We start from the raw sequence: 17,168 nt of genomic DNA, 5'->3' as shown, positions 1-17,168 counted from the left end.
AACGGTGGCAGGTCGTTATCGTTAATAGCCTTGGGAAAGGGGGCGGGGGATCAGTCCTTCCCGTCCTTGTCCAGGCGAATGGCCAGACGGAAGCGCTTGTCCAGCGTCTCTTCGAAGAATTTCTGGAGTTCCTTGCGGTATTTTTTCAGGTAATACTGGCGGTCCAGGAATTTTTCCTTGTGCCGGTATTTGATCAGGGTGGAGGGGTTGAAGTAGGCGGTGGCGTTCTTGCGGGTCAGCACGAACGGCGGCAGCCCTTCCTGCACCAGGATGTAGCTGGCGACCAGGGCTCCGGTGCGGTGGTTGCCTTCGAGGAAAAGCTGGGGCTGGCTGACCGAGAGCACGTAGACCCCGGCGGCCCGCTTGTAGGCGGACTTGTGCCGTTTGCGTTCGTACCAACCGGCGATTTCGTCGATGCCGTCGGCGAAGCGGCGGCGCGTTTCGAGCAGATGCGGGCCGTATTCCATGCGCACCCGGTCGTCGGTGCCGCACAAGACGATATGGTTGAGTTCCAGGATGTGGTCGAGGCCCCTGGGCGAGAACAGCTCCTCTCCTTCCTCCAGCAGCCAGTCCACGTAGGAGTAGCCTTCGAGCAGGTTGTCGATGTGCTGGTCGGTGAGCGGCTCGCGGCGCATGAGCAGCGTTTCGTTGACCTCGTCGAAGTTGTCCATCACGTCGCGTAACGACTCTTCGATGCTCTCGAGGTTCAGGCGATACTGTTTATGGCTGCTCATGGCCGTCTTCCCCGCATTTTCCCTTCATAGGCCAGGACGCCGGCCCGGTCCATGCGGGTGTGCCGCAGTCGTCGTCCGATGTCCATGATTGACACGAAAAACGCCGCCCCGGTTTCCCGAAGCGGCGTTCGCCGTCTCGTGGGACACGTGGTCCGTGTCCCCCTGATCCCCGTTAAAAGTTTTCGAAGGGGGTCCAGGGGGAAACTTTTTGAAAAAAGTTTCCCCCTGGCCGCCGGAGGCATCGCCTCTCTGCGTTCGTTCCCTGCCGACTCCCGGGCTACGCCGCAGTGGCGTCGGCCTGGGCGTGGCGGCGGGGGCGATGGTCGCCCTGGCGTTGGGGGTCCCCGGCCGGCGCTTCGTAGCCGAAACGGCGCTGGCCGCCGTTTGCGCCCTGATGCGGGCGGGCGGCGCGCTGGCGGTCGTCGCGGGGATGCTCGGCGTTGCCGCGCCCGTCATAGCCGCGTTCGGACCGGGGCCGGTCGCCCTGGCGACGGGGGCCGCCGGCATGGCGCGATGCGCCGCCGAAACCGCCCTGGCGGCCCCGGAAGGGCGCGCGCGAGGGGGCCGACGGACGGCGGAATTCCTCGGGATCGGGCTCGAAGCCTTCGACCGAGCGCCTGGGCAGGGGCTTTTTCATGTGGCGCTCGATGGCGCGCACCATGCTCATGTCCTCGCCGGTGACGAAGGTGTGGGCCTGTCCGTCGCGCTCGGCCCGGCCGGTGCGGCCGATGCGGTGGGTGTAGGCCTCGGGCGTGTCCGGGATGTCGTAGTTGACCACGTGGGCCACTTGGGAGACGTCGATGCCCCGGGCGGCGATATCCGTGGCCACGAGCACCTGGAAGGTGCCGCGACGGAAGCCGTCCATGGCGATCTGGCGCTGGCGCTGGGACAGGTTGCCCTGCAGGCAGGTGGCCTTGTGTCCGGCCCGGCACAGCTGCTGGGCCAGGTTCTTGGCCCGGTGCTTGGTGCGGGTGAAGACGATCACCGACTCCTTGGCGGCCTCGCCGAGCAGATGGAGCAAAAGCGGCGTCTTCTGGGCCGAGGACACGGGGTAGATGGCGTGTTCCACCGTGGCGGCCGGGGCGAGATGGCCGATGCGCACCGTGACCGGGTCGGTCAGGGTCTCGCCGGCCAGGCCGGCGATGGCCGCGGGCATGGTGGCCGAAAAGAGCAACGTCTGTCGTTTTTCCGGCACCGCGGCCAGGATGCGCCGCAAGTCGGGCAAAAAGCCCATGTCGAACATGTGGTCGGCCTCGTCGAGGACGAGGGTCTCCAGGGCGTCGAAGCGGACGTTGCCCTGGTTCATGTGGTCGAGCAGGCGTCCGGGGCAGGCCACCACGATGTCCAGGCCTTGGCGCAGGGCGCGGACCTGGGGAAACATGCCCACGCCGCCGTAGATGACGGCCGCGCGCAGGCGGGTGCCCCGGCCGAGATCCACGCCGGCGCGGTAAATTTGTTCGGCCAGTTCGCGGGTGGGGGCGAGGATGAGCGCGCGCACGCCGCGTTTTTCCGGCTTGGTGGTCATGAGCCGGTGGATGATGGGCAAAAGAAAAGCGGCGGTTTTGCCGGTGCCGGTCTGGGCCAGGCCCATGATGTCGCGGCCGTCGGCCACATGGGGGATGGCTTCGGCCTGGATGGGGGTCGGGGTTTCGTAGCCGATGCGCGCGATGTTGGCGCAGATGGTCGGATGCAGGCAAAAAGAATCGAAGCTCAAAAGGATATCCTTTGGCAATACGTGGAGCCGCGTCGAATGCGATCGCGCGGCGGCGATCATGGAATCGAGAAACGGGGGCTGCGGGCCGCGTCAGGATCGGAAGATCGGGGCCTGTGGCGAGGCGACCGGGGGGAGCGTCCGGGAAATGAAGGCGGCGGGCTTGCAGCGTTCTCCGCGTCGCCAGGGACATCACCTCTTGGCCGGTAAGCGCCAATTCCTCAAAGTACTTCTTTTGGAGAGATTGTCAACCCTGGCGGTCGAAAGCTCTTGGTTTTTCCGGTCCGCCTTGCTATGTCTCCCCTAAAAAACTGGCATTTCAGCCTGTTGGCGTCACAAGCGGCATCGTCGCGACCCCGGTCGCGGTGCGCGCGCGGCGGGCGGCCAAAGGACGACGCATGCCCGATCAGAAAAAAGCCACCCGGTACGGCCTGGCCACGGTCGCCATGTGGTCCACCGTGGCCACGGCCTTCAAGCTGTCCCTGGCCCATCTCGACCCGCTGCAATTGCTTCTTTACGCCAGCCTTTCCTCGTGCCTGGCGCTGGCAGCGACCCTGGCCGTCCGGGGAAAGCTCGGGGCGCTCACGCGGCTGTCGCGGGCCCAGTGGAAGCGGTCCTTCGCCCTGGGCGCGCTCAACCCCTTTCTCTACTACACGATTCTTTTCGCCGCCTACGACCTGCTGCCGGCCCAGGAGGCCCAGCCCCTCAACTACACCTGGGCCATCACGTTGTCGCTTCTGGCCGTGCCGCTGCTTGGCCAGAAGTTGCGGGGCCGGGATCTGCTCGCCTTGGTGGTGAGCTACAGCGGCGTGGTGGTCATCTCAACCCACGGCGACATTTTGGGGATGCGCTTCGCCAGCCCGTCCGGCGTGGCCCTGGCCCTGGCCTCCACGGTCATCTGGGCGCTGTACTGGATCGCCGGGACCAAGGACGACCGGGACCCGGTGGTGGGGCTTCTCGCCAATTTCCTGTGCAGCCTGCCGCTGACGCTACTGGCCGTCCTGTGCTTTTCCGATCCGTTTCCGGGATCGCTGGCCGGGCTCGGCGGCGCGGCCTACGTGGGCGTTTTCGAGATGGGGCTGGCCTTCGTCACCTGGCTGACGGCGCTTAAATGCGCGGTCAACGCCGCACGCGTGGCCAACCTCATTTTCCTGTCGCCGTTTTTATCGCTGATCCTCATCCATTTTTTCGTGGGCGAGGAGATCCTGCCGTCCACAATGGTCGGTCTGGTGCTGATCTTGGCGGGGTTGGCCGCGCAGCGAAGGAAAAGTTAAGGAAAGCCGACGCGGGAGGTGGAACACTTTTGAAAAATGTTCCCCCTCCCGCATTTTTCCTTTCCAGAACTTTTAACGGTGACAAGTTGTTATCGTTAAAAGTTCTTGGACTGGGCCTGGGGGGGAGAGTTTTTCCGCAAGAAAGGTTTCCCCTGTCTCTTCCCCACCATCGCCTAATCGCAGCCGTTTTTGACGTTCCAGTTTTCCCAGACGCGTCCGACGAGGTCGGGGCCTGGACGCAGCACGGGCTTGCCCGGGCACCAGCCCGACGGCGTCGCCTTGGTCCCCTTGCTTTCGCGGACAAGCTGGAAGGCTTGGATCTGCCGCAACGACTCGCTTACATGCCGGCCGACAGGCGGGGCGAGCACCTCGAAGGCCTGCACGACGCCGTCGGGGTCGATGAGGAATCTGCCCCGGACATCCACGCCGGCGTCCTCGTCATAGACGCCGTAAATTTTGCCGACGTTTCCCGCCGCATCGGCGAGCATGGGGAAGGGAATCTTTTTTGCCGTGACCATTTTCGACAGTTCGTGCTCGACCCAGATCTTGTGGACGAACACGCTGTCGGTGCTCATGGAAAGGACCTGTGTGCCGAGTTTTTCGAATTGGGCATGTTGTTCGGCGACCGCCGAAATTTCGGTCGCTCAGACGAAAGTGAAATCGCCCGGGTAGAAGCAGAGAACGACCCATTTGCCGAGATATTCCGAGAGACGGACCGTAACGAACTTCCCGTCGAAAAAAGCCGGTGCGGCAAAGTCCGGCGCGGATTTTCCAACAGCGATCATTGTATGTCCCCCCTGTGATGCAGTTTCTCCCACGGGTGTTTTGACAGTTTCGGCTTCTGTTGCTTTGTTGACCACGCCGCCAGTCGGCCTGGCGCAACCAATGACAGCTTCTTCTGGCATGTCGGACCTCCAAGGTTTATCCATCAATAAAATAAATGGATCGAGATGAGAAAGCGGACTTTTGTCTATCTATAGCGTCTGGCTGGGGTGACGACAAGGCGTGACGAAAGATTTTTCCCTTCTCGGGAAATCCGGTGAAAGGGGAGCCGTCAGGTCGTTGGGACCGGGGGAGGGCGGGGGGAGGACGCTTATTCGGGCAAGGCCGGGAACCAGTTGTCCCACGCCTGCTGCGCCCGCTGGGGATAGGCCAGCTTCCTGTTGGCCTTTTTCATGCGTTCCTCGAGCGGCGGCGTGAGCCCGAAATTGACGTTGCTCGGCTGGAATTTTTTCGCCGGCGTGCGCAGATGGCCAAGGAGCGCCCCAAGCGCCGTCACCACCGGCGGCGGGGCAATCTCCACGCCCCGGCCGAGCCGTGCCCCAAGCTGCACCCCAAGCCACAGGCCGCAGGCCGCCGATTCCACATAGCCTTCCACGCCCGTGATCTGGCCGGCCAGATACGTCCCCGGCCGGGCAAGCAGCTCCAGGCGGTCGTTTAAGACGCGCGGCGCGTTGACGAAGGTGTTGCGGTGGATGCTGCCGAGCCGCGTGAATTCGGCCGCATGGAGCGCCGGGATCATGCGGAATATCCGCTCCTGCTCGCCGTAGACCAGCTTGGTCTGGAACCCGACCAGGTTCAGCGTGCTCTTGGCCACGTTTTCCGGGCGCAACTGCACCACGGCATACGGCCGCCGGCCCGTTTTCGGGTCGGTCAGCCCGATCGGCTTCATGGGGCCGAAAGCCAGCGTGCGCTCGCCGCGCTCGGCCATGGCCTCGATGGGCAGGCAGCCCTCGAAATGCAGCTCCTTTTCGAATTCGCGGCTCGGCACCTTGCGCGCGGCCACGAGCTCGGCCACGAACGCCTTGTACTGGGCCTCGTCGAGGGGGCAGTTGCAGTAGTCCCCTTCGCCCTCCTGCCAGCGCGACTGCCAAAACGCCTGCTCCATGTCCACGGACTCGGTGGTCACGATGGGCGCGATGGCGTCGTAGAAATACAGGCTCTCCTGGCCGATGGTTTCGCAAAGGCTTGTGGCCAGCCGATCCGTGGCCAGGGGGCCGGCCGCCACCACCACCGTCTCGAATCCGGTCAGGGCCGGATCGGACAGGCTCATGATCTCGCGGCGCGTGAGCGTCACCAACGGCTCGTTTTCGATGCGCGCGGTCATGGCCGCCGAGAACTTCTCCCGGTCCACGGCCAGCGCCTTGCCCGCCGGCACGGCCGTCTCGCGCGCCGCCTCGATCACGGCGCTGCCGAGGGTCGCCATCTCGACCTTGAGCAGCCCGACGGCCGTGACCGGCTCGTCGGAGCGCAAGGAATTGGAACAGACCAGCTCGGCTAGGCCGGGGCTCACATGGGCCGGAGAGAAATGCGCCGGCTTGCATTCGAAAATCGTGGACGCGACGCCGGCCCGGGCGAGCGCCAACGCGCACTCGCACCCGGCCAGCCCGCCGCCGATGATGGCTATGGACATGGATACTACTCCAGGAGAGCGGGGAGGGGACCTCTTTGAAAAGAGGTCTCCCTCCCCGCGCCCCTCCCCCCAGAAACTTTTAAGGGGGGCGTGTTAGTTGGTGGCGGGCATGTGCATCACATGCCGGTTCTGGCTGTTCCACAGGTCGCGGTAGATGGCGCACCGGGAAAGCAGCTCGCCGTGGGTTCCATAATCGGCCGCCTTGCCCGCGTCGAGCACCAAGATGGCATCCGCCCCGGCCAGCATCGAAAGCCGGTGGCTGATGATGATGGTGGTGCGGTCGCGGCCGATGCGGGCCATGTTGTCCTGCACGATGGCTTCCGATTCCGCGTCCAGGGCGGATGTCGCCTCGTCGAGGATCAGGATGCGCGGGTTGGTCAGGAGCGCCCGGGCGATGGCCAGCCGCTGCTTCTGGCCGCCGGACAGGTTGGTGCCGTTTTCCTCGAGGTCGGTGTCGTAGCCGCGCGGGAGCTTACGGATGAATTCCTCGGCCCCGGAAAGCCGCGCCGCCCAGACCACCTCGTCCATGGTGGCCGCGGGCCTGGCCATGGCGATGTTGTCCCGCACCGTGCCCGTGAAAAGAAAGCTGTCCTGGAGCACCACCCCGATCTGCCGGCGCGCGTGGGCCAGGTCGAGCTCGCGCATGTCGTGGCCGTCCAGGCGGATGCCGCCTTCGCTCGGCGCGTAAAGTCCCTGGATCAGCCGGGCCAACGTCGATTTGCCCGAGCCGCTGCGCCCGGCCACGCCGATCATCCGCCCGGCCGGAAAGCGCACGCTGACATTGGAAAGCGCGGCCGGCGCGGTGGCGTCGAAGCCGTAGCGGAAGGTCACGGCGTCGAATACCACCTCGCCGGCAAGGCGCGGCCGCACTCCCTCGCCCGAGCCGGTCCGTTCCGGCGGCTCGTTCATGATGGCGGCCAGCATGCGCACGGCCAGCCCCTTTTCCTGGTACTCCTGGAGCAGGGAGACGATCTGCACCAGCGGCTGGGTGACGCGGCCGGAAAGCATCTGGAAGGCGATGAGCGCCCCGACCGTAAGGCTGCCGTCGAAGACGAGATAGACGCCGATCCAGGGAATGCACAGCGTCATGACCTTTTCCAGGAATCCGACCCCGGCCGTGGCCGCGTTGCCGATGCGGCCCACGGTGAAGCGCATGGACACCGCCCGCGCCGCCACGTTCTCGAAGTCCCGGCGGCGCGTCGGTTCGAGCGAGAGCGCCTTGACCGTTTCCATGCCCCGGATCGTCTCCACCAGAAACGATTGCCTCTCGCCCTCGGCTTTATAAAGCGTGAGCAGCCGGCGGCGCAGCACGGGGATGACCACGGCCAGGAAGATGCCGAGCGCCACGCTGAGTCCCAGGACCAGGAAGGTGAGCTCCACGCTGTAGAAAAAAAGGACCGGGATGAAGACGACCAGGGCCAGCGCGTCGAGCAGGGTGAAAAAGAGCTTGCCGCTTAAAAATTCCCGAATCTTGTCGGCCTGCTGCATGTGCTGGATGAGCACGCCCACCCGGCTCTGTCCGAAAAACCGCAGCGGCAGGGAGGTGAGCTTGGAAAAAGTGCGCGAGGCCACCCGCACGTCGATGCGCGCCGCCGCATGGAGCACCAGAATGCCGCGCAGATAGGTGAACCCCGCCTCGAAGGTCAGTGCCGCCAGCATGCCGAGGCTGAGGACTTGCAGCGTGGCCATGCCCCGGTGGGTGAGCACCTTGTCGATGACGATCTGAAAATAGATCGGCATGGCCAGCGCCAAGACGTACAGCATGACCGCCGCGACCACGGCGTCGATGAATTCCTTTCGCTGGCGCAGGATTTCCGGCACGAACCAGCCGAAGCCGAAGGGCTGGTTTTCGTCGGTGAGCTTGTGGGCGCGTTTGACGAGAATGACCCGGCCGTCGCAGTCCTCGGCAAAGCGGCCAAGCGGCACGGCCTCCCGCGCGACCGGCAGCCGCGCGGGATCGACCACGTCCACCAGGACGCCCGAGGCGTCGCGCCGACAGCCGGCCACCACCAGCATGGCCCCGTCGCGCCGCACGGCCAAAAGCGGGAACGCGCCGCCGAGTTCGAGCAATTCGTCCGGGGAGAGGGTGCGCAGCTCGGCCTTGAGGCCTTCCTTGACGGCGATGGCCACAAGCGCCCGCGGGTCCGGCTCGGTTCCGGTGAATCCGTGGGCGTGCCCCAGCCCGTCGTGGGAAAGGGGCAGGCCGTGGTGCCGGGCGATCATGGCCAGGCCGCGAAGCCCGGATTGCCCCAGGCGCGGTTCGGCCAGGATCACCTCGCCGCCGTGGCTGCGGTCGAAGCTTGCCGCGTCGACCTCGAAGGAGCCGGCCGTGCGGGCCAGCGGATCGGCCACGCGCACGAGCGGTCCGTCCTCGCCCCCGCGCACGCCGAGCACCACCACGGAATTGCCGTTGACCAGCCGGGCGATGACCGGGAAGCGGCCCAAAGCGGCCATCTCCGCCACGTCCATCCGGGCCGCCCGGGCGGCGAGCCCCACCGTGGCGGCCATGGCGAGCAGGGTGTCCGTGCCCGGCTCGGCATCGCCCAGGCCAAAACGATCCGCCGCGCCGGCCGCGTCGAAGGGCAGGCCGTAGGCGTCGGCCACGGCGCGAAGGCAGGTCAGGGCTGTCTGCATGAGCGGTGCTTCGGGACGGGCCAGAGGGTGATCGAAAAAGCCCGTGAATGCGGCCCGTTGGCTTGTCGAAAATGTCGCGTCCCGGTCTTTGACCCTTAGGGCAAATCCTTGTGCCCGGCAAGGGCCGCCGTGCCGGCGGGAGCCTTGCCCTTTCCCGCCGGTCGACGTAGAAAATGGACTATCATCAACCCGCAAACGGAGCACCGTAGTATGAACGTGCTGATCGTTTACTATTCATTATACGGCCATGTGGCGGCCATGGCCCAGGCCGTGGCCGAAGGCGTGCACCAGGTGGAGGGCGTCATCGCCACGCTGCGCCGGGTGCCGGAGACGCTGCCTCCCGATGTCATCGAGAGAATGCACGCCGCCGAAGCCCAGAAAACCCTGTCCACCGTGCCGGTGTGTACCCTGGAGGAGCTGGAGCAGGCCGACGCCATCATTTTCGGTACGCCGACCCGCTTCGGCAATATGTGCGGCCAGATGCGACAGTTTCTCGACGCCACGGGCCAGATCTGGATGCGCGGCGGTCTGGTCGGCAAGCCGGGCGGCGTTTTCTGTTCCACCGCCACCCAGCATGGCGGCCAGGAAACCACGCTGATGTCGTTCATCCAGACATTGCTCCACCAGGGCATGATCGTGGTGGGCCTGCCCTATGCCTACGCCGGGCAGATGCGCGTGGACGAGATCACGGGCGGCACGCCCTACGGCGCGTCCACCATCGCCGCCGGCGACGGCTCCCGCATGCCCACGGAAAACGAACTGGACGCTGCCCGGTTCCAGGGCCGCCATACCGCCGAGATCACCAAGAAGTTGTGTGGATAGTAAATAGGAGCCGGGGGGAAACCTTTCTTGCAGAAAGGTTCTCCCCCCGGGCCCCCCTTCCAAAGACTCTCAAAAGTTACGGGCTGTCGTCCGTTACTTGCTTATATTATTAGAAAATTGAGGAAGGGGAGAGCGCGAGAGGGGCTACTGCCCTTTTTAAAGGGTTTCCCCTCTCGCACCCTCTTTCCATCCCTTCTTCCTCCTCCCTCCTCTTACTGCCCAATACGGCCGTCGGGTTTGAGGGACAGAGGCGAGTGGGTGGTGATGTAGCGGGCCAGCAGGTCGGCCAGCGGATCGCCGTCGCCGTCCACGTCCCGGCCCTTTGTCTTGAAGATGGCGTAGCCGTCGCCGCCCCGGGCCATGTAGTCGCTGATCGCCAGCCGGTACTCGGCCTTGGGATCGAGGGGCGCGAAATGTCCGGCGGCGTCGGCCACGGATACGGCGGTGATGCGTTTGCCGGCCGGCTTGGTGATGTCGAGCGCGAAGCGGATGCCGGCCACCTGGGGAAACCGGCCGCTGCCCGCGTTAAACCCCACGGCCGACACGCCGTGTTCCAGCACGGCGAGCAGGTCCTCGCCGGTCAGGCTGAGCACGACCAGGGTGTTGGGGAAGGGGTAGGCGGTGAGCAGATCGCCCAGGGTGATCTTTCCCGCGTCCATGCCGGCCCGCACGCCGCCGCCGTTGAAAATCGCGGCCACGGCCCCGCGTGAACGTCCGCCGGCAAGCATGGCCTCGGCCATGAGGTCGCCGCCTGCGCATTCCTCCTGGCGGCACATGGCCGCGCCGATCGGCCCGTCGCTTTTGCCCAGCACCTTGGCCCGAAACGCCTCGAGGGGTTTGCCGAAGCGCTCGACCTCGGCCAGGGTGGCCGGGTCCTCGGGCACGGCCGCGTCCAGGCGCACCGGATTGCCCGTCGCCCGGGTCACCTTTCCGGCCGCGTCGAAATCCACATGCAACACGCCCAGGTAGCGGCCCCAGTAGCCGGCGGTGACAATGTACGTCTTACCGCCGTCTGGGGCGTCGATGGCCAGCGGGCACGGTCCCACGGCCTCGGGGTAGCCGTTGCCGAGGAGCACGTGGCTGTGGCCGCCGACGATGACGTCGAGCCCGGCTACCTTGGCCGCGATCTTCTTGTCGCCGGAGAGCCCGGCGTGGGACAGCAGGATCACGATGTCCACGCCCTGTTTTCGCAAGGCGGCCACGGCGTTTTTGACGGCCGGCACGATGGCCGGAAAGGCGATGTCCGGTCCGGGACTGGAGATCTGGGCCGCCTTGGGCTGGGTGGCGCCGATGATGCCGATCCTGCGTCCGGCCACTTTCCGAACGACGTACGGCGCGATAAGCCCCTTCAATTGTTGCGAACGCGAGGCGTCGACATTGGCGGCCAGAATCGGAAACTTGAGCGCCCGAATAAAATTCGCCAAAGTGGCCGGGCCGTCGTCGAATTCGTGGTTGCCCACGGCCATGGCGTCATAGCCGAGCCGGTCCATGAAAAAGGCGCAGGCCTGTCCCTTGTACTTGGTGAAAAAAAGCGTGCCCTGGAACTGGTCGCCGGCGTCGAGCAGCAGGAAATGGCCCCCCTTGGCGCGCTGCCGGGCGACGGCCGTGGCCAGCCGGGCCGCGCCGCCCTGGCATTTGCCGGCCGTCTCCTTTTCCTTGGAGCAAAACGCACCCAGCGCGTCGAACGCAGCCAGATGGGCGTGGATGTCGTTGGTGTGCAGGATGGTCAGCGAGAAATCAGTTTTGCAGAATCCATGTGTGCTCTGAAATACAAAGGCAACTACAATGACTTGTAAGAGAATTTTGATTTTTGAGTGCCTTTGCATACTGCTTTTCTCTTTTAAGGTGATAGTGCTCATTCTGTTATTTTATAGCCACAGGTAAAATCGTGAGAATCTCAGCGTTTACGGCCTCTGCAAAAGCAATAGAGAATACTTTAAAGAACTCAACAAACTGAACTATATCGTTTGCCGATACGCCTTTGTTAAGCTGGAATCCATGAACAATCTCATTTCTTTTGTTAATAAAAGTCATAAGCTTTGCGGATACTTCGTTTTTTATAGTCGAAACGTTGTCTATCCCAAAATACTTCTTTATTTTTTCTCGCTGTGAAACTTTTTCAAGTATTTCTTTAATTCCAATTTTTTTACACAGTTCTTTAATTTGGGGAGCGGTTATATTTCGATCGTTTGTGCAAATATCATCTATATATAAATCAAACTCTTCTTTTTCTTGTGTAAAATTATATAAATTTTCGGCGATAGCTCGCAGCTCAGCTAGATTGACCCCATTAGGCGCTTTAGCTTGCTTTAACTTGTTGCTTGAAACTTCAATATGAGATTTTACTATATCAATAGGCATCATTGATATCGAGCCACGATCTTTGATAATTATCTTGCAGGCCTGCCGTAAGACGGACTTAATATATTCTTCATAGATTGCCGACAGAATCAAGAAGACGCCACAATTTGTTAGAACTATATGGGAAGATGGTCCTGCGGATTCAACTCTAGGAGTAGTACCCCCTAGTATCCTTTCAATTGACTCAAGCATCTCAATAAAGCCATCGACTTCTGTTTTAAGTTCATCTTTCATAGGCGCGCATAGTTGCCTAGGAAATTGCGAGTTTGAATATTCCGCTTAACAATTCAATGCGCTTTTTTATGGCTGAAGCAGTATTGCCTCTGCCAACAAGTATTTCATAGTCGTTCGCATTATTAAGAGCCTTTTGCAAACGCTCATTAATGAAGGCCTTTTTTTCTATGAGTGTACTTTTGTTTTTTAAAAATTTACTCAACGAAACCATGGTAGCGTCATAAAGAGGAGCAGAGACTTTTTCAACTTTACCAGTCTTTATTTTGAATGGCCTCCGGTTGAAAATTAAATGTGCAAGCTCCAGACACTCTAAAAAAATATACTCATAATTCAATTTCTCCTCCGGAGTAATATTAAGATTTTTTTGCATACAACGATCCAGCATTGACTTCATTGATCCTTTGATATTCTCCTCATCTTTTAATGCAAAAAAGCGGAGAATTAATTGGCAGTCATGCATGTTTCTATAAAGTGTATTGTTTTTCCGTTTTGGGTCTTCGTAAGATCGATCAATGTCTATTTCATTAAAAGGTGGAATGTCCCATGCCTTAGTAAATAAACTGTTTCTAGAAAGAGATGTAATAAGATTATTGAACTCTCCAGCGTAGATGCAATTACGTATCTCTTGGTCGTTTAGCTTTTGACCGCCAGTGTTGAGGCGTTTAAAAACATACCGTCTTATTAAATACGGATCACGTTCAGTGTCGTCACTTTCTAATAATAGGATGATTGACGAAAGAGATGCTCTATCAAGCCCCTTTTTAATTACAGGATGTAACTCTCCGTATTGCTTTCCCTTTAATTGCCCAAAGACTTCTAGGCCTGTCAATTTAAAGTCATTATTAAAGAATTCATCAATCGCATTTAGACGCTGTTGCCCGTCCATTACTTCGTAGGTAGCCATCTTATTTTCGTAAAAAAAGAGAGGAGGGATCGGGATGTTCATCAATAGCGACTCTATTAAGAGCGACTTTCTTTTATTGTCCCACCGGAGACGCCTTTGGTATTCAGGTCTAATATTCAAAATAGATTTATTTCGTATTAAATCGCGAAGCTGCGGAAGAAAAAAAGTGTTGGTTTGGTATACAACACGGAATTTTCCTTTCTTGTATATCTCTTCAATTGGCTCTGGGCTGCCTTTTGTAAGATAATCTTTCCCTTCTTCTTCTTCAAATTCGTTTATGTCGTATTTTCGGCTAGCCATAGATAGCTCCTTCTTATGACCCCTGATTGTTTTACTTTCAATGTAATGTAAAAATGTAAAGGGAATATTGGGGCTTACCCCTAGAAAATTTTTTAGCTAAATTAACGGCTCTTGACAAACCCCTCTGTTTTGAATTTTATTCGCAATACCAGGAGATAGCGAGAATGATCGACGAAATCGACCGCCGAATTTTGATGATCCTTCAGGACAATGCCCGCACCTCCAACGCCGACATTGCCCGGGCCGTGTCCATGGCTCCCTCTGCGGTGCTCGAACGGGTGCGCAAGCTCGAGCGCAAAGGCGTCATCACCGGCTACGAGGCCCGCATCGATCCTTCGGCCGTGGAATTGGACCTGACGGCCTTCACCTTCGTCAAGACCGACGAACCCGTGGGCGCCATCGACACCGGCCAGCAGCTGGCCGCCGTGCCCGGGGTCCAGGAGGTTCATTACGTGGCCGGCACGGCCGCCTATCTCATCAAGGTCCGGGCTCCGGATACCCGTTCCCTGGCCGACTTGCTCAAGGTCATCGGCAGGCTTTCCACCGTGCGCGACACCAATACCACGGTGGTGCTGCAAACCGTCAAGGAAACCGGGGCGCTGCCCCTTGCCAATCCACCCGCATCCGGAGAGGAAAAATGAATCCCCAACTCGACGAGGCCATCCGCCAGCGCGGCAAGGCCTTTTTCGCCAGTATCCGTGGCGAGTCGCCCTCCATCTTCAACAAGGGTTTCTGGACCGGCAAGGTCATGGACTGGGCCATGCAGAACGAGGGCTTCAAGGTCCAGCTGTTCCGGTTCGTGGACGTGTTGCCCTACCTGACCACCTCCGACAACCTGTCGCGCCACATCGAGGAATATTTCTCCGGGGGCGAGGCCGGGGATATCCCGGCCGTGCTCAAGTGGGGCGCGGAAAAGTCCGGCCTGTTCGGGGGCGTGGCGGCCAAGCTCATGGGCAAGGCCATCCGCTCCAACATCGAGGGCATGGCCCGGCAGTTCATCGTGGGCGAGCGGACCAAGGAAGCAGTCAAGAATTTAAGCAAGATCCGCAAGGACGGATTCGCCTTCACCGTGGACCTGCTCGGCGAGGCCACGGTTTCGGAGCTGGAGTCCGACGCCTACCGCGACGGCTATCTGGAGGTCCTCGACGCCATCGCCGCCGAGCAGAAGTCCTGGAAGCCCTTCGGCACGGGCTCGGACGGCCTCGACTGGGGCAGCGCGCCCAGGGTCAACGCCTCGATCAAGCCGTCGGCCCTTTTTTCCCAGGCCAGTCCCATGGATTTCGACGGCTCGGTGGAAGGCATCCTCGCCCGCATGCGGCCGGTCTACCGCAAGATCATGGCCATGGGCGGGGCCATGTGCATCGACATGGAGCAGCTCAAGTACAAGGACATCACCATCGAGCTGTTCAAACGCCTGCGCAGCGAGCCGGAATTTCGCGATTATCCCCATCTTTCCATCGTGCTCCAGGCCTACATGCGCGAGACCGAGCACGACATCAAGGACCTTGTCGCCTGGGGCCGGGCCGAGGGCCTGCCGTTCGGCATGCGGCTGGTCAAGGGCGCATACTGGGACTACGAAACGGTCATCGCCAAGCAGATGGGCTGGCCGGTTCCGGTCTGGACGCGCAAGCCCGAGTCCGACATCGCCCACGAAAAACTGTCCCGGCTGATCCTCGAAAACAGCGACCTCATCTATTTCCAGTGCGCCTCCCACAACATCCGCACCATCTCCAACGTCATGGAGATGGCGGCGGAGCTTGGCGTGCCGGAAAACCGCTATGAATTCCAGGCGCTCTACGGCATGGCCGAACCCGTGCGCAAAGGGCTCCTCAAGGTGGCCGGCCGGGTGCGACTTTACTGTCCCTACGGCGAGCTGCTGCCGGGCATGGCCTATCTGGTGCGCCGGCTGCTGGAAAACACGGCCAACGAATCCTTTCTGCGCCTGAGCTTCGCCGACGGCGAGGCCGAGGACCGGCTGCTGGAAAATCCCCAGCTGACCCTGGAGCGCGAACTGGCGGCCGCGCCGCAAAAGGCCGCCGAGAAAACGCCCATCGACGGCCTGACCGCCTTTCGCAACGAGCCCCTGGCCGATTTCACCGTGGCCGAGCTGCGAAAAGCCTTCCCAGAGGCCATAGCCCAGGTGCGCGGCGAAGCCGGGCGCGTGCTGCCGCTGGTGATCGGCGGCAAGTCCGTGGAAACCGACGACCGCATCCCCTCAGTCAACCCGGCCGATCCCGGCGAGGTCCTGGCGAACGTCTGCCAGGCCGGCACGGTCGAGGTGGACGCGGCCATAGACGCCGCAGAGGCCGCCTTCCCGGCCTGGCGCGACGCCTCGCCCAAGGAGCGCGCCGACATCATCCTGAAGGCCGCCGCCATTGCCCGGCGCGACATCGTGGCCCTGTCCGCGACCCAGGTGCTCGAGGTCGGCAAACAGTGGGATCAGGCCTACAACGACGTGGGCGAGGCCATCGACTTCCTGGAATACTACGCCCGCGAAGCCCTGCGCCTGGGGGCCCCCAAACGCATGGGCCGGGAACCCGGCGAGAAGAACCACCTCTTTTACGAGGCCAAGGGCGTCACCGCCGTCATCGCGCCCTGGAACTTCCCCCTGGCCATCTCCGTGGGCATGACCTCCGCCGCCATCGTGGCCGGCAACACGGTGGTCTACAAGCCCTCGAGCCTGTCTTCGCTCACCGGCTACGGCATGGCGGAAATCTTCAAGGAAGCCGGGCTCCCGGACGGCGTCTTCAACTACTGTCCCGGCCGGGGTTCGGTCATGGGCGACCATCTGGTCGAACACCCGAAGGTCAGCACCATCGCCTTTACCGGCTCCATGGAGACCGGGCTGCGCATCCAGGAAAAGGCGGCCAGGGTGCAGCCCGGCCAGGCCTACTGCAAGAAGGTCATCGCCGAAATGGGCGGCAAGAACGCCATCATCATCGACGACGACGCCGACCTCGACGAGGCGATCCTGGGCGTGGTCTATTCGGCCTTCGGCTTCCAGGGCCAGAAGTGCTCGGCCTGCTCCCGGGTCATCGTGGTCGACTCCATCTACGACAAGTTCGTCTCGCGCCTGACCGAGGCCTGCGGTTCGCTGCGCATCGGCCCCTCCGAGGACCCGGAAAACGCCATGGGCCCGGTGGTCGATCCGTCCCAGCAGAAAAAGGTCCAGGAATACCTGCGTATCGCCCACGAGGAAGGACAGGTGCTGGTGGAGCGGCAGACCTCGGGACCGGGCTACTACGCCCCGCTGGTCGTGGTCGCCGGCATTCGCCCCGAACATCGGCTGGCCCAGGAAGAGGTGTTCGGGCCGATCCTCGCCGTCATGAAGGCCGACAGCTTCGATCAGGCCCTGGAGTGGGCCACAAGCACCCGCTTCGCCCTGACCGGCGGCGTCTACTCCCGCAGCCCGAAACACCTGGAAAAGGCGCGCCGGGAATTCCGCGTGGGCAACCTCTACCTCAACCGCAACTGCGTGGGGGCCATGGTCGGCCGCCAGCCCTTCGGCGGTTCCAAAATGTCGGGCGTGGGCTCCAAGTCCGGCGGCCCGGATTACCTGCTGCAATTCATGGAGCCGCGCGTGGTGACGGAAAATACCATCCGCCGCGGCTTCACGCCCATCGACGAAGACGACGAATGGTTTGAGTAGGGGAAGTGGAAAGAAGAGAGAAGAAAGTGCGAGAGGGGAAACCCTTTAAAAAGGGTTGTCCCCTCTCGCGCTCTCCCCTTCCTAAATTTTATAATAATATACGTAGGTAACGAAGAACACGCTGTAACCGTT

The 17,168-nt window shown here is 61.5% G+C and carries 12 protein-coding genes; 4 read left to right on the top strand and 8 right to left on the bottom strand.

The window, feature by feature from the left end; genetic code table 11:
- Window positions 1–50: 50 nt before the first annotated feature.
- Together DESFRDRAFT_RS19945 and DESFRDRAFT_RS19940 are read right to left on the bottom strand one after the other, a co-directional pair.
- Window positions 51–734: a hypothetical protein gene (locus tag DESFRDRAFT_RS19945; protein WP_005997029.1), complete on the bottom strand. Its 684-nt coding sequence runs from the start codon at window positions 732–734 to the stop codon at window positions 51–53.
- Window positions 735–1,011: 277 nt separating this feature from the next.
- Window positions 1,012–2,448, bottom strand: coding sequence for a DEAD/DEAH box helicase (locus DESFRDRAFT_RS19940; protein ID WP_043795383.1), 1,437 nt, complete (start codon window positions 2,446–2,448; stop codon window positions 1,012–1,014).
- A gap of 395 nt (window positions 2,449–2,843) precedes the next feature.
- On the opposite strand from DESFRDRAFT_RS19940, the gene DESFRDRAFT_RS19935 reads away from it, so the two are divergent.
- Complete coding sequence (locus DESFRDRAFT_RS19935; protein WP_005997025.1) at window positions 2,844–3,719, top strand: DMT family transporter; 876 nt, start codon at window positions 2,844–2,846, stop codon at window positions 3,717–3,719.
- A 173-nt stretch (window positions 3,720–3,892) separates the two neighbouring features.
- Here the strand turns inward: DESFRDRAFT_RS19935 and prxU are convergent, their stop codons facing one another.
- The 3 genes from prxU to DESFRDRAFT_RS19915 all read right to left on the bottom strand — a co-directional run bounded on the left by prxU (window position 3,893) and on the right by DESFRDRAFT_RS19915 (window position 8,766).
- Window positions 3,893–4,624, bottom strand: coding sequence for a thioredoxin-dependent peroxiredoxin (gene prxU, locus DESFRDRAFT_RS22780; RefSeq protein ID WP_144005093.1), 732 nt, complete (start codon window positions 4,622–4,624; stop codon window positions 3,893–3,895).
- A gap of 188 nt (window positions 4,625–4,812) precedes the next feature.
- Entirely contained in the window at window positions 4,813–6,132 is a 1,320-nt protein-coding gene (gene trmFO, locus DESFRDRAFT_RS19920) for a methylenetetrahydrofolate--tRNA-(uracil(54)-C(5))-methyltransferase (FADH(2)-oxidizing) TrmFO (protein ID WP_005997019.1), read from the bottom strand.
- 93 nt (window positions 6,133–6,225) lie between these two features.
- On the bottom strand, window positions 6,226–8,766 hold the full coding sequence (locus DESFRDRAFT_RS19915; RefSeq protein WP_005997017.1) for an ABC transporter transmembrane domain-containing protein: 2,541 nt from the start codon (window positions 8,764–8,766) through the stop codon (window positions 6,226–6,228).
- 210 nt (window positions 8,767–8,976) lie between these two features.
- Between DESFRDRAFT_RS19915 and wrbA the strand changes: the two genes are divergently transcribed.
- A complete protein-coding gene (gene wrbA, locus DESFRDRAFT_RS19910; protein ID WP_005997014.1) occupies window positions 8,977–9,588 on the top strand; it encodes an NAD(P)H:quinone oxidoreductase in 612 nt (203 codons plus the stop codon).
- 212 nt (window positions 9,589–9,800) lie between these two features.
- On the opposite strand, the gene DESFRDRAFT_RS19905 is transcribed toward wrbA, so the two are convergent.
- The 3 genes from DESFRDRAFT_RS19905 to DESFRDRAFT_RS21580 are packed head-to-tail and all read right to left on the bottom strand — an operon-like array spanning window position 9,801 to window position 13,387.
- Window positions 9,801–11,414: a bifunctional metallophosphatase/5'-nucleotidase gene (locus DESFRDRAFT_RS19905; RefSeq protein WP_005997012.1), complete on the bottom strand. Its 1,614-nt coding sequence runs from the start codon at window positions 11,412–11,414 to the stop codon at window positions 9,801–9,803.
- A gap of 37 nt (window positions 11,415–11,451) precedes the next feature.
- Complete coding sequence (locus tag DESFRDRAFT_RS22420; protein ID WP_005997010.1) at window positions 11,452–12,183, bottom strand: HEPN domain-containing protein; 732 nt, start codon at window positions 12,181–12,183, stop codon at window positions 11,452–11,454.
- A 16-nt stretch (window positions 12,184–12,199) separates the two neighbouring features.
- The gene (locus tag DESFRDRAFT_RS21580) at window positions 12,200–13,387 is read right to left on the bottom strand and encodes a DUF262 domain-containing protein (protein WP_005997009.1); all 1,188 of its coding nucleotides are present in this window, start codon (window positions 13,385–13,387) and stop codon (window positions 12,200–12,202) included.
- Between the two features lie 164 nt (window positions 13,388–13,551).
- Here DESFRDRAFT_RS21580 and DESFRDRAFT_RS19900 point away from each other — a divergent pair, with 164 nt between their 5' ends.
- Together DESFRDRAFT_RS19900 and pruA are read left to right on the top strand one after the other, a co-directional pair.
- Complete coding sequence (locus DESFRDRAFT_RS19900) at window positions 13,552–14,028, top strand: Lrp/AsnC family transcriptional regulator (protein ID WP_005997007.1); 477 nt, start codon at window positions 13,552–13,554, stop codon at window positions 14,026–14,028.
- Complete coding sequence (gene pruA, locus DESFRDRAFT_RS19895; RefSeq protein WP_005997005.1) at window positions 14,025–17,036, top strand: L-glutamate gamma-semialdehyde dehydrogenase; 3,012 nt, start codon at window positions 14,025–14,027, stop codon at window positions 17,034–17,036. The genes DESFRDRAFT_RS19900 and pruA overlap by 4 nt, the downstream gene beginning before the upstream one ends.
- Window positions 17,037–17,168 lie beyond the last annotated feature (132 nt).

It is taken from the genome of Solidesulfovibrio fructosivorans JJ], assembly GCF_000179555.1.
GTDB classification, from domain to species: domain Bacteria; phylum Desulfobacterota; class Desulfovibrionia; order Desulfovibrionales; family Desulfovibrionaceae; genus Solidesulfovibrio; species Solidesulfovibrio fructosivorans.
This window is presented reverse-complemented; position numbering and strand designations above follow the sequence as displayed.

Excerpts from the sequence above, each read along its gene's own strand:
- DESFRDRAFT_RS21580 (WP_005997009.1), bottom strand. The coding sequence starts at position 13,387 with ATGGCTAGCCGAAAATACGACATAAACGAATTTGAAGAAGAAGAAGGG.
- trmFO (WP_005997019.1), bottom strand. The coding sequence starts at position 6,132 with ATGTCCATAGCCATCATCGGCGGCGGGCTGGCCGGGTGCGAGTGCGCG.
- DESFRDRAFT_RS22420 (WP_005997010.1), bottom strand. The coding sequence starts at position 12,183 with ATGAAAGATGAACTTAAAACAGAAGTCGATGGCTTTATTGAGATGCTT.
- DESFRDRAFT_RS19900 (WP_005997007.1), top strand. The coding sequence starts at position 13,552 with ATGATCGACGAAATCGACCGCCGAATTTTGATGATCCTTCAGGACAAT.
- pruA (WP_005997005.1), top strand. The coding sequence starts at position 14,025 with ATGAATCCCCAACTCGACGAGGCCATCCGCCAGCGCGGCAAGGCCTTT.
- wrbA (WP_005997014.1), top strand. The coding sequence starts at position 8,977 with ATGAACGTGCTGATCGTTTACTATTCATTATACGGCCATGTGGCGGCC.
- DESFRDRAFT_RS19945 (WP_005997029.1), bottom strand. The coding sequence starts at position 734 with ATGAGCAGCCATAAACAGTATCGCCTGAACCTCGAGAGCATCGAAGAG.
- DESFRDRAFT_RS19935 (WP_005997025.1), top strand. The coding sequence starts at position 2,844 with ATGCCCGATCAGAAAAAAGCCACCCGGTACGGCCTGGCCACGGTCGCC.
- DESFRDRAFT_RS19915 (WP_005997017.1), bottom strand. The coding sequence starts at position 8,766 with ATGCAGACAGCCCTGACCTGCCTTCGCGCCGTGGCCGACGCCTACGGC.
- DESFRDRAFT_RS19905 (WP_005997012.1), bottom strand. The coding sequence starts at position 11,414 with ATGCAAAGGCACTCAAAAATCAAAATTCTCTTACAAGTCATTGTAGTT.